Here is a 12,968-nt window from a genome sequence, read left to right on the forward strand (position 1 = left end):
TACGGACTCTTCTACGTTGATTTCGATACACAAGAACGTTATCCTAAGAAATCTGCACATTGGTACAAGAAATTAGCTGAAACTCAAGTGATTGAATAACCTCACTTGAAGGTATCCTATTTTGTTATCCAATACTCTAGAAAAGGTCAAGGATTTTCATAAAATGGTTTTTGAAAAAGTCTGTATCGTTTGTTTCGATGTAGATTTTTTCCCTTTTCAATAACAAAAAGAAAGGAATTGATTGTGACGATTGAATTAAAAAATGACTACTTAACTGTCCAATTCCAAGAGGTCGGAGGAGCCCTTTCTTCCATTAAGGACAAAGACGGGGTTGAATACCTCTGGCAAGGGGATGCAACTTATTGGAGTGGTCAAGCGCCAGTCTTATTCCCAAATTGCGGAAGTGTTCGTGACGATAAGGCTTTGTTTGGTCAAAAAGTGGGTCAGCTTCCAAGACATGGATTGGTCCGCAAAAAAACATTCCAGGCTCATCCTGTAAACGATCACCAAGTGAAGTTTACGATTGAAGATACTCCAGAGATGTTTGAGCAATATCCTTATCATTTTAAGTTGAGTATTTTGTATACTTTGAAAGAAAAATCAATTGTAACAGAATACATTGTTGAAAATCTTTCAGATGAAGTGATGCCTTACTTTATTGGTGGTCACCCTGGTTTCAATTGCCCTCTTCTTGCGGATGAAGCTTATGAAGATTATTATTTGGAATTTGAAAATGAGGAAACTTGTACAGTTCCAAAACAATTTCCTGATACAGGGCTTTTAGATGTACAAGATCGTACGCCGTTCTTGCAAGGTCAAAAAACACTAGATTTGGACTTCAAGATTTTTGAAAAAGATGCGGTAACGCTTGATCAATTGTCCTCAAGAAGTATCCGTTTGAAATCGAAAAAGCATGATAAGGGAATTCAGTTGCAATTTAAGGATTTCCCTCATCTGATCCTATGGTCTACAACCAATAAAGGTCCATTCATAGCTTTGGAACCTTGGAGTGGTCTATCTACCTCTTTAGAGGAATCTGACCAGTTTGATCAAAAACGAGATGTTTCATTTGTTGAACCAAAGCAAGCTGATCAAAAGAGTTTTGTCATTGAAGTGCTAGGAATCTAGCCTCTATCATTCTTGTTTATTAGCGATAGTCCAAGATCTCCCTCCTTTAAAATAATATTCTATTGAGACAATTTTTGACTTGGACTATCGTTGATTGTAGATGATAGCGATGGAAAGTTTAATTGAAAACAGAAGACCAAGACTGAATGAATGTTATTTGAGATTCATTTAGTCTTGCTTTTTTATATGGTGAATCAAGCTGAAACTGACTCGAAAGGGCTAAAAATACGATTTTATTAGTCGATCAAACAAAATTCTTTCACACTGGATTTTATAAAATTAACCAACTGTCGGCCTAGAAAACGATTATTTCAGATGCTGGCCCGGATCCTAAAATGTTAGTTGCGGCAGAGGATTGTAGGACAGAATGGATTTACTAAGAGTAAAAATTCAAATTGAATGATAAAAGGGAGATTGGCTCAGTAATTAATTTAAGAAAAAAGTTCTGTCAGTTTCATTAAACGAATTTAATGACATAAGGTCTTCTATCAGTAAATGGCCATTATTAATCTTTCGTTTTCAAAATATTCATGTATTGTCTAAATGATTTCCTTACTATCTTTAATTTATATAATTTATGCAAGACTTAATTTAATATTCTTAAAGTCTTGTTATTTATCAAAATACTGATTTTAAGCGATTTTGCATTCGATAAAATCAACAATTTATAGATGAGTTACATTATATTGGACAGTAAATGGACAGTGACAGTGTTTTTGAAGAAAATAAGTAGAGGCCTAAGCGCCTCTTTTGTTTTGTTATAAACAATTTATGCTAATCTTTTGGTACGTCCTTGAATTTAACACTACTTGGATCCATTATATAACGATTTGCCGCTATCTCCTTATTATACATATAGTAATAGAATCTCGGACTATTCACCCCATTATTTTTAGCTACGTTATAGAATGTTTCGTTTAGGGCACTTATGATTGCTCTTTGTTCAGATACTGAATAAGAAGCAATTAATGGGAAAGGTTAATTTTTATTCCAGGAGTAATAGATGTCCTTTCCATAGAGAGCGTATCGCCAGTTTTATTATTCATCTCATCGATGGCTGCTTGAACAGAATTATAATAGTTATCTAAATCAACTTTTTCAGTCGGAGTACTGGTCTCTGTTGTATCTTCACTGTCGGGCATTTTTTTATCTGATCTATTTATACTTTCCTTTTCATCAGAGTCTTTTACCCCAATAATTCAAGACTTGATCTTCCAATCTCTTTATAATCTTTAATTTCGTCTAATTCATCGTTAACCCATAATTTATAGTTTTTAGCTGATTCCTCTGGATATTTATCATTATCCTTCTATCTTTTATCTAACCCTTTTGACAACGAGGTAAGGAACTCACTATCATAATTTTTGTTTTCAGAATTCGAGGGTACAACCTACCAAAAGAATTGTCGAAAGAACTATACATATTATCTTTTTTAACATAATTTCTCCTTGATTTCACTATTTAGAATTCTTATACCAGTTAGTAAGTATTTTAGGCAAGAATTATTTCACCTTATATAGATGGGTTGAAAAAATTATTTCATTTCATAATATTTCAGTGAGAATTTATACGTTCCCTCACTAAAGCTTTTCCAAGCGTTTAAAAAATGGTATAATGAACTGTAAATTTCAGAAGTTGGAAGGAATGTAATTGCTATGATGAATATGCAAGACTTAATTTTAAGATTCTTAAAGTCTTGTTATTTATCAAAATACTGATTTTAAGCGATTTTGCATTCGATAAAATCAACAATTTTTAGATGTATTACACTATATTGGACAGTAAATGGACAGTGACAGAGTGTTTGAAGGAGAGAAGAAGAGGCCTAAGGGTCTCTTTTATGTAATTACTTTCAGTATTTAAAATTTGATAAAATAAATGTAAATAGCATCCGAACAGTTGATTTGTATAACTGTTCAGATGCTTTTCAATTTCTATCAATATTTTTTTCGAATATGACATATTGTACTTGATTATGAATTCTGCCTTATTCTTGAAATTTATCAGGAAAAAATAACATCAATAAATGAATTAAGATACCAACCAAATATAAAATCACACTGATATCATCTTGCGAACTAGATCCTTCGAAGAATTCTTATTTATACCAAATCGAATTTCATTTTATTGGGAGATATAGATTTCTAAAATGGAACATCGACTAACATTTATATAAAATTTGTATCTTTCTGAACATATATTTGAATTTTTAATTTAAACATATTACAATTAATATTGAAGTCAAAATCAATTAGAAAAGGAATATCCAAACGTGGGTACATTATTAGCAACAAGATTAAAAAATAGACGAAAAGAATTAAAAATGTCACAAAAAGAATTGGCTGAAGGGATTTGCAAACAAGGTCAAATTAGTCGGTTAGAGAGTGGAGAATATACTCCAGGGGCAGACTTCTTGTATGCTTTATCACGCAAACTAAAAGTCAGTATGGATTATTTTTTTGAAGAACATGTTGAACAGAAAATGGACGAGCTAACAGAATTTAAAAAAATAGCACGTATTTTTATTATGAATCGGAATTATGAGTCTTTAAAATATATACTTGAATTAGAAAATATTAAGACTCATCGTTTATCTTTATCTGATAAACTTTATATGGAGTGGATAAAAACACTTGTTGATTTTTATTTTTATGGAAAGAAAGACGAGGCAGTTCAAAAATTAGAGGGAGTACTTGAGCAACTAAGTACATCTGATTTGAACTATCTTCAATTCTCTAATACATTATTTAATTTTTATTATGAAGTTGGGAGTATAGAACGATTTAATAAAATTAGAGATCGAATAGAGGAAAGAGTTAACCAATTGAGTTTAAATACGATAGAAGAACTAGAATTGTCAATCAAATTTAACTATAACGTATGCCGGTATTTATGGCTCCAAAAAGATACTGAACAAGCAATTTCTAGAATTTCTACTACAATTAAACAATGTAAAGATTATAGAACTACCTATCTATTAGCAGATTTATATGTATTAATGGGAAATATAAGCAAAAGTATTTCATCAAAAGATAACACATTAGAAAATTATGAAGTTGCCCGTCTTTTGTACAAACTTGATGAGAATATTCCTATGATGCTAAAAGTAGAGCAGTATATTTTAAAATTGACGGAATAATATGTAACGATGTTTTTAAATAACATCGTTTTAAAATACAAAAAAGCATCTAATTATAAATAGATACAAAATGATTATATTATGTATTGACTTGTTATGCATGAGGTGCTAAAATAAAATGCAATAATACAAAAGGGAGGAGATCAAGAAGGATTTGTTTTTGTCATGGGTTAGCTGACTTGCTCTATTCGTGCGATGATAAGTATTCAACAAAAGATATTCAAAGAGTATTGTAGATTACTGGAAAGAAATTATTTCAATAACAAAGTACTTAATGAATATAGTGTTTGAGGAGTATTAAGTGACAAATAGGAACTTTATTATCTTATGTTGCACTTAAACATAAGATAATAATTTGTGAAGAAATATTTGGAATTTTTAAATGAGGCTGGAATACGACATTAAAAACTTATTTAATTAGATGCAAACGAAGTAATTCTATATGGTTGTTTTGGATTTTTATTAATTCATTATGTGTTTATTTAAATGGTATATTGAGTGCTAAAGCAATTTCTACAATTGTAAATTTTGATTTACAGGGATTTTTGTATTTAAGTGGAGCGATTTTAGCTGTAAATTTAATATGGGTATTACAAATATATCAAAACTCAAAAGCAAGTGAAAAAGCCATACAAGAAATGTGTACCGAAATACGTAAAGATATTGTAAAAAGTATTGAAAGTAAAGGTGTGATACGTTTTGGATCAAAAAGTGTTAGCGCCTATACCTCATGGCTGACAAATGATCTTAATACTATTAGAGATCTTGGCTTTGAAACACTTGAATTAATGATTAGTCAAGCATTAAATATCATTTTTGCAATTATTGCCTTTTTTAGTTTCCATTATTCATTATTGTTTACAATTTTGATATTCTTCCTTTTAATGGTAAATCTCCCTAAAATATTTACAAAGAAAATGGAGAATAAAGCTGTTTACTTTACTGAGAAGAATGAAGAATTAGTTAAAGCAATTGATGATTCTTTAAGTGGATTTCGAATGTTATCCAATGCTAATCAACTTCATTTTTTAATTGTAAAAATTTTATCTTATTCAAAAAAATATTCGAAGTCCAGAGTTTCATATTCAAAAACCTTTGGTGGGCTTATGTCTGTTCAAAATGGGACTAGTTTTGTGAGTCAAATTGCCATGTTGACCCACGCAGGGGTCTTATATTTTAACCGATTAATTCCGATTGGTGCTGTATCTTCTTCTCAATATTTTTCATCAATTATCTTTGCTGGCTTAACAGGCTTAACAGCAAATTACGCTGAGTTTAAAACTGTAAACAAAATATTTGAAAAGTTTGAATTGGAAGGTGATCAAAGGATTAATGAAAGTAATGTTAATAAACAAACTTGGAGGAAATTTATAGATAAAGTAGAACTTCAGTCGGTAACTATTGAACGTGACGGCAAAATTGTTTTAGATAATTTAAATGTTATAATTGAAAAAAATAAGAAGTATGCAATATCAGGGTCATCAGGTTCAGGAAAATCAACTATATTGAAGGCCATTAATGGTGAAATCCCAATTTCGAAAGGCCACATCTTCTATGACAATATCGATTCAAAAAATATAAATTTCAAGGATCTTCATGAAAATATTTCTTATGTTAGTTTGGAAGATCATATTTTTAACGAATCCATTTTATTTAATTTGACATTAGGCCGAGAAATAGAAGATTCAAAAATCGAAAAAGCATTGGAATTATTTTATTTAAGAGACTGGATTAATGGATTGAATCATGGATTGGAAACTACTTTATCAGAAATTATCCAAGACATTTCTAGTGGACAGAAGCAACGAATTAGTTTAGCTAGAGCATACCTTGAAGAAAAACCAATTTTGATTATTGATGAGGCAACTGATGCTATTGATAAAGAAAGACGATATCAAATTGAGAAACATCTATTCTCAATGACAGAAAAAACTGTTATTTTTGTAAGCCATCATCTAGATGAAAATATAAGATCTCTTTTTGATAAAATTATATATTTGGATTAGTTTTAACATACTGAGATCAGTTGGTTAAATTAAAGATTCATCTACCAGATTTGAAAACGCACCAAAATTGGTGCGTTTTTTCTTTTTGTGCTATAATAGGAATAATTTAAGGAGGACCCTCATGATCGGAGAAAATATTAAAACGTTACGCAAGGCACATAACCTAACTCAGCCTGAGTTTGCAAAGATTGTTGGTATCTCTCGAAATAGTCTGAGTCGTTATGAAAATGGGACAAGTCGAATTTCGACAGAATTAATAGATCGTATCTGCAAGAAATTTAATGTTTCGTATATCGATATCGTAGGGGAGGAAAAAATGCTCACACCAGTAGAAGATTATCAATTAACTCTGAAAATTGAAGTGATTAAAGAACGAGGGGCGAATATCTTAGCGCAACTTTATCGTTTTCAAGATGAGCTAGAAATTTCATATGATGATACTTCTAATCCTTGGGTTCTAATGAGCGATGATTTATCTGATTTGATTAACACGAGGATTTATCTTGTTGCAACTTTTGAGGATTTAGAGCGATATAATGGCTATTTGGATGGCATTGAACGTATGCTAGAACAAGCTACTCATCTGGTGGTGGCTTAATGAAACTAGAAGAATTTAGTCAAGATAATTTTGAACAAGCCTCCAAACGACTCGTTCGTTCTTTAACTCGTGGAAAAACAACCTCATCTCAGCCCAAGGCTATCTTGCTCGGTGGACAGAGTGGTGCTGGGAAAACAACGATTCATCGTATTAAACAAAGGGAATTTCAAGGTAATATCATTATCATTGATGGAGATAGTTATCGCTCTTTTCATCCGAACTACCTTGGCCTACAGGAAAAGTATGGCAAAGATAGTGTGGATTATACCAAAGTATTTGCGGGACAAATGGTTGAATATCTTGTAGATGAGTTGAGTAAACAAGGGTATCATTTGTTAATCGAGGGTACCTTGAGAACAACAGAAGTTCCTCGAAAAACGGCCCAATTATTGACAACTAGAGGTTACCAAGTCTCACTTGCAGTAATTGCGACCAAGCCAGAATTGTCCTATCTCAGTACCTTGATACGTTATGAGGAGCTCCATGCAATAGACCCAAGTCAAGCGAGAGCGACTCCCAAAGAGCACCATGATGGAATTGTAGAACATTTAGTTGATAACTTACGAGAGTTAGAAAATGACAAGATTTTTAATCAAGTTCAAATTTACCGAAGAGATCAATCGTGTGTTTATGATTCGCAAGTAGACAAAACATCAGCAGCAGTAGTCCTACACGAATGCCTATTTGGAAAATGGAATAAGGTGGAAAAAGAGATGTTGAAGTTGGGACAGGAACGGTTGAGAGAACTGGGAGGAATTGATAAGTGACGAAGGGTTAATTTATGCAAAGACTTAATTTAAGATTCTTAAAGTCTTGTTATTTGTCAAAATACTGATTTTAAGCGATTTTGCATTCGATAAAATCAATAATTTATAGATGTATTACATTATATTATTGGACAGTAAATGGACAGTGACAGAGTGTTTGAAGGAGAAAAAGAGGCCTAAGGGTCTCTTTTATGTAATTACTTAGTTTTTGTTAAGAATTAACGGATTAAGTTTCATGGGTATATTTATAACTTTTTGTCATTGGCAAATAAATTATATCAGGACCTTTTACTATGATATTGGCCACTTATACAATTACATACGATAACATTATAGTTTATTTTATTTGACTTTAATGCATAACAATGTTATATTAAAAGCGAATTCAATAAATAGATTATTTAGGTTAGAAGGGATGTGTCCATAGATGAACAAAAGAAGCTTCAAAAAAATGTCTCTAATATTTATTTTAGGTATCATTGTAGGTCTATTCTTAATCCCATTACTTAGACCACTTATAGTTGATTGGCTAAAAACTATATTTGGTTAATAGTAACGATAACCTTATTTAACAAAAAAGTTTTCCCTTATATTTTTTAATAGCATTGTTTTGACAAATTAACTTCCACGTTTATTGGCGGTAGAAGTTGGTTTGAGAATTTAGCACTTTGATGACCTTAGATCCTTATAATCCTACACGTACAGGTATGACTTTTAGTTTTAGATATTCTCATTAGTTTAATTAAAGGAGGGACTTCGTTATGGTAACTAAGTATTACAAGTATATTCCTTGGTTGGTTTTAGGAGCTATTGGATCTTATGAGTCCGCAACTTATTTTGGACATAGTACATTTGATATACTGTATTTATCTATTGTTTTTATGATTGTTTACGTAGCTTTGTTCATTCTACACGAAAAATATCTGAAATATAAATATAAAGAAATATTTACACAGATTATGAGCAATCCTGAAAAAGATCATCATCCTTAGTAAGATAAAGCATAATAAAGCCCTAGCAACCAGATTGTACTGACCCAAAAAAAGTTAGACAAATAGGATATCCAAAGGATTTAGTTCTGTATTGCACAGGACTGAGTCCTTTTCTACTATTTGTATAGAAGTGTATACATTTTTAATCTATAGTCGTAGAGATTTAGTAAAACTATAGCCAAATATAGATCTTTTTCTATAATTTACTAATGTCTGTTATATCAGACATTTATTGGAATTTCTATTATAACAGACATTGACACAATTTTGTAATATTATTTTGGTAAAATAATATTACAAAAGGAGGCGAAGGATATGAAAAAATTTATAAGTGTTTTGCTACTTTCAATAATGGCAGTGATGTTAATTGCATGTTCTAATAGCAATCAACAGTCCTTGGATGGAGAATATTATTGGGTATCAAGTGAAAGAAACGAGCTGGCATTCACTATAAAAGGTGATAAAGGTTCCATTGAACATGGAGAAGCTGATAACTTTAAGATTTATAAACAAAAGAAAACCATTGAGTTAACTGGGCAAGATATTGCAAATAGGACAGAAGAGTATTCGTATAGAGATGGCGTCTTTTCTGTTGATATTAGTGGAATGAAACACGACTACTACTTAAAGGGTAGCAGAGCCTATGAGAAAGCCCTCAAAGAATTTGGTTACAAATAATATCATATACACCTATTTTACCGAATAGGTGTATTTTAGTGCATTATAGATGATCTTTCTATTTTGGACTTATCTGTTTGTACCAAATAGTTTGAGGACTTTCTGCACTTTGCTAGAGAGAAGTTATTTGCTTTTTACATATTTAGTGTAGTGTTCTTCGTATTGAGTTTTTATTTTATCCTCTCCTAAAATATCAAATACCTGAATTGCTTGTTTCATCATTTTTATTCCAGAGGTCTGTCCCTTTTTATATTGGAAATAACCTGTCGCATAGAGGAAAACGGTCTGCTCATAGTAATTTAATTCATTTTCTAAAAGTTTCTCAATTTTAGAAATTAGGTATGAACAATTCAAAAATTCACTTTGATCGATACTTAAAATTAAACAATTAATTGCTAATTGTGTAACAAGTTTCTTATTATATTTATTCAATGATGAATAAATATAATTGTTCAGCATTTCTTTTGTTAAGAGAAAGTATGAGCTATACTTTATTGTTCTCACACAGTTTCCTAATAACATTATTTCGTAGTACCCCCATTTTTCAACTTTAAAGAGATAGTCTATTAATTGAAGGATTTCTTCTTCTGTAGGCGCAATACTATTGTCTAGAGTATAGATAATTGATTTTATCATTGTCTTCTCAAAAGGATTCAAATTGTAGTTAGAATGTTTAGAGAGTAATGATTCGATATTTTTGATATTCTGTGATGAATACTCTTTTCGGATGTATTGTACTAAGTTGGCAAATAATTCGGTTCTAGTGTAATTATTATCATTCAGACTAAGAAATTCATCTAAAGAGATATGTAATTTATCTAAAATATTAATAAGGCGGGCACAAGATATTTCGGATTCTCCTCGTTCAAATCGTGAAATTTGTGACTTAGATAAATGTTTATCCGCAATGGAGCTTATGGTGACTTGTTTCATTTGACGCACTTGTCTAAGTGTTCTACCGAGATTTGATTTCATTTAAATTCCCATTTTCACAACAAATTTTATAGATTTCATTATTTATTGTACAATATTTAAAAAGAAAAAGGAGCAATGATATGAAAAAATTTTACTAAATGTTTTAATATTGGTATTTTTTATTGAGATTATTATTGTTGGTTGCTAAAATGTTAGATGTACATCTAAGCCTTTAGATACTCTAAAGGCTTGAAGTCTCTAAGAATATAGGCTGATTTTTAAGGAGTCCAGTATAGAGACTCGGGGGAAGATGATTTAGACGATTTAATAATTTAATATATAGGAGAAACAAAATGATATATATAAGAGATTTAAAAAGAAACTTTGAAGTAAAAGGGGAAAAAAACTGCTTTGAAGCTTTAAAAGGAATCTCACTTTCAATTCAGAAAGGAGAAGTTTTTGGTTTACTCGGTCCAAATGGTGCAGGCAAGTCAACTACAATAAAAATTCTTTCAACAATGCTTCTTCCCACATCAGGTGAAGTAGAAATATCCGGATTCGATATCTATAAAGATGAGCAACAAATTCGTGAGAGAATAAATTTCATTTTTGGAGGAGAAAGAAGTTTATATTTTAGACTTTCTGCTGAGGATAATTTGTTTTATTTTGCGGATCTATATAAGATACCTCGGAAGAAGCAACTGATTTTGATTCCAGATTTACTTAAACAGGTTGGGTTAAATAGTTTTGCAAAACGTAGAGTAGAGACATTCTCAAAAGGTATGAAGCAACGTCTTCAGATTGCTAGAGCATTGTTAAATGATCCTGAGATAATTTTTTTAGATGAACCGAGTATTGGTCTTGATCCAGTAGGAGCACTTGAGTTGAGAAACATCATAAAAGAGTTGGCTAAAAATGGGAAAACAATTCTTTTAACAACCCATTATATGGCTGAAGCTGAGGAACTTTGTGATAGAATTGCAATCATTAATCAAGGCGAAATTGTAACCTGTGGTACATTACCAGAAATTGCATCATTAATTTCAGATGAAGATAGAACAAAAATTCTTCAAGATAAAGTGAAAGAACAAAAAGAAATAGATGTAACACTGGAAGATATTTATTTGCATTTAGTGAGGTAGTCGTAAGTATGAAAGTTATTTTTGCTAGTGCTATTGTACACATGAAGCAAGCAGTAGCTAGAAGTACGTTTCGCTATTGTCTATTTTTTAATCCTCTGTGTAATGCTATTCTCTTAGGGCTAATGTATAGTAATAAATCCAATCAAGAATTTACTTTATATGCTATTTTAGGAACCTCTCTATCTTCATTTTGGACTATTATCTGTTTTTCGTCAGCTGCGGACATAAACAGAGAAAAGTATTTAGGGACATTACCTATTTTATTCACATCACCGTCAGGTTTTAAAAAGATTATTTTTGGCAAACTACTTGGTAATAGTCTTTGGGGAGTAGCAGCATTTCTGTTGAATGTAATATTTGTGACGATATTATTTGGTCGCATAATGGCTGTTAAGAGTTTTAGCTTATTAGTAATTGTGATTGTCTTAGCAGTATTGACCTTCGTTAGTATAGGAATGCTGATGTGTTCAGCATTTACCTTATCAAGAAGTGCACGTTTGTTAATGAACGTAATAGAGTATCCGTTACTTTTGATAACAGGAATGGTATTCCCTTTAGATTTTATAAACCAATATATAAAGTGGATTTCATATATTTTATCTCCAACATGGGTAATGGAAGGATTTAAACTTGCTGTATACGGTGGAAATTCAAAAGAGATATTTATTGTTATATCAATTCTCTCTTTACTAACTGTATTTAATTTTATAATTGCTCACTTTGCCTTTGTCAGTGTAGAGAAGAAAAGTAGAATTGATGCAACTTTGGAGGTGTATTAGATGGAAAGTATTTTAAGATTTTTCAGAAGGATCATCTTTTCTTATAAACAATCCTCAATAATGTCGGATTGGAAAACTTATATGATGTTTGACCTAATTCCTCCAATTTCACAAACATTGCTTTTCTCTCTGATTGCCGGATACATTTACGGAACTGATTATATTCAAAAATGGATGATTGGAAATGCGATACTAATAACATCTTTTGGAGCTTTGTTTGGTGTTGGTACACAACTGATGGATGAAAGATATAATGGGACATTGAGTTTTCTAATTGCTTCAAAAACGAAGTTGAGCTCAATATTATTTTCAAGTGCAATTAGTTCCATGTTGACTAGTATGGTTTCGGTAACTATAGGCATAGTATTAGTCAGTATGATTTTGAAAATTAGTTGGAATATTGGCCTAATTGCTTCTTTTTTTATAGTACTTTTAGTAGCTTCTTTTGTAGCAATGAGTTTTGGTTATATTTTTTCCTGTTTTATATTGGTAACAAGTGAAGTTAATTTGATGTTAAACCTGGCGAGTAGGATATTATTAATTTTTACTGGTGCTAATTTTCCAATTAGTCGTTTACCACATTTTTTACAATTTATTCCAAAGCTTCTGCCTCTAACAAGATCGATTGAGGTAGCTCAAGGAGTGATAGAAGGGAAAACTATATCTACTTACTATCTACAAATTTTTGAGGAGATTGTTTTGGGGATAATTTTTATAATATTTGCCAGCATATTATTAAGAGTTATGGAGAACGTATCAAGAAGAAATAGCACTATTGAATTAGTATAAATAATTTGGAGATATATCTGGAATAGAACATGAAT

13 protein-coding genes are annotated in these 12,968 nt (G+C 31.1%); 11 read left to right on the forward strand and 2 right to left on the reverse strand.

Going from position 1 to position 12,968, the window contains the following annotated elements; genetic code table 11:
• Both O3626_RS07155 and O3626_RS07160 read left to right on the forward strand, forming a co-directional pair.
• Positions 1–99, forward strand: a 99-nt coding sequence (locus O3626_RS07155; RefSeq protein WP_265659241.1) for a family 1 glycosylhydrolase, incomplete at its 5' end; no start/stop codon positions are given.
• A gap of 144 nt (positions 100–243) precedes the next feature.
• Positions 244–1,128, forward strand: a complete 885-nt coding sequence (locus tag O3626_RS07160; protein ID WP_195227784.1) for an aldose 1-epimerase family protein — start codon at positions 244–246, stop codon at positions 1,126–1,128.
• A gap of 965 nt (positions 1,129–2,093) precedes the next feature.
• On the opposite strand, the gene O3626_RS07165 is transcribed toward O3626_RS07160, so the two are convergent.
• A complete protein-coding gene (locus O3626_RS07165) occupies positions 2,094–2,270 on the reverse strand; it encodes a hypothetical protein (protein WP_315377469.1) in 177 nt (58 codons plus the stop codon).
• Positions 2,271–3,400: 1,130 nt separating this feature from the next.
• Here O3626_RS07165 and O3626_RS07170 point away from each other — a divergent pair.
• From O3626_RS07170 to O3626_RS07195, 6 genes are all read left to right on the forward strand, one after another.
• Positions 3,401–4,267 carry a helix-turn-helix domain-containing protein gene (locus tag O3626_RS07170; protein WP_371496103.1) on the forward strand — a complete coding sequence of 289 codons (867 nt, stop codon included), beginning with the start codon at positions 3,401–3,403 and terminating at the stop codon, positions 4,265–4,267.
• Between the two features lie 446 nt (positions 4,268–4,713).
• On the forward strand, positions 4,714–6,273 hold the full coding sequence (locus tag O3626_RS07175; protein ID WP_371496105.1) for an ATP-binding cassette domain-containing protein: 1,560 nt from the start codon (positions 4,714–4,716) through the stop codon (positions 6,271–6,273).
• A 121-nt stretch (positions 6,274–6,394) separates the two neighbouring features.
• Positions 6,395–6,871 (forward strand): type II toxin-antitoxin system antitoxin PezA, encoded by a 477-nt coding sequence (pezA, locus tag O3626_RS07180; protein ID WP_371496107.1) that lies wholly within the window; start codon positions 6,395–6,397, stop codon positions 6,869–6,871.
• Positions 6,871–7,638, forward strand: coding sequence for a type II toxin-antitoxin system toxin PezT (gene pezT / locus O3626_RS07185; protein WP_371496109.1), 768 nt, complete (start codon positions 6,871–6,873; stop codon positions 7,636–7,638). The genes pezA and pezT overlap by 1 nt, the downstream gene beginning before the upstream one ends.
• A gap of 761 nt (positions 7,639–8,399) precedes the next feature.
• Positions 8,400–8,630, forward strand: a complete 231-nt coding sequence (locus O3626_RS07190) for a hypothetical protein (RefSeq protein WP_045760127.1) — start codon at positions 8,400–8,402, stop codon at positions 8,628–8,630.
• Positions 8,631–8,945: 315 nt separating this feature from the next.
• Entirely contained in the window at positions 8,946–9,308 is a 363-nt protein-coding gene (locus O3626_RS07195) for a hypothetical protein (RefSeq protein WP_313790547.1), read from the forward strand.
• A 123-nt stretch (positions 9,309–9,431) separates the two neighbouring features.
• On the opposite strand, the gene O3626_RS07200 is transcribed toward O3626_RS07195, so the two are convergent.
• A complete protein-coding gene (locus tag O3626_RS07200; protein ID WP_313790546.1) occupies positions 9,432–10,283 on the reverse strand; it encodes a helix-turn-helix domain-containing protein in 852 nt (283 codons plus the stop codon).
• Positions 10,284–10,576: 293 nt separating this feature from the next.
• Between O3626_RS07200 and O3626_RS07205 the strand changes: the two genes are divergently transcribed.
• The 3 genes from O3626_RS07205 to O3626_RS07215 are packed head-to-tail and all read left to right on the forward strand — an operon-like array spanning position 10,577 to position 12,933.
• Positions 10,577–11,365, forward strand: coding sequence for an ABC transporter ATP-binding protein (locus O3626_RS07205; RefSeq protein ID WP_313790545.1), 789 nt, complete (start codon positions 10,577–10,579; stop codon positions 11,363–11,365).
• Positions 11,366–11,373: 8 nt separating this feature from the next.
• Positions 11,374–12,144 (forward strand): ABC transporter permease, encoded by a 771-nt coding sequence (locus O3626_RS07210; RefSeq protein WP_313790544.1) that lies wholly within the window; start codon positions 11,374–11,376, stop codon positions 12,142–12,144.
• Complete coding sequence (locus O3626_RS07215; RefSeq protein WP_313790543.1) at positions 12,145–12,933, forward strand: ABC transporter permease; 789 nt, start codon at positions 12,145–12,147, stop codon at positions 12,931–12,933.
• The last annotated feature ends 35 nt before the right edge of the window (positions 12,934–12,968 follow it).

Origin of the sequence: Streptococcus sp. 20925_1_77 (assembly GCF_041432125.1) — a bacterium.
Lineage (GTDB): Bacteria > Bacillota > Bacilli > Lactobacillales > Streptococcaceae > Streptococcus.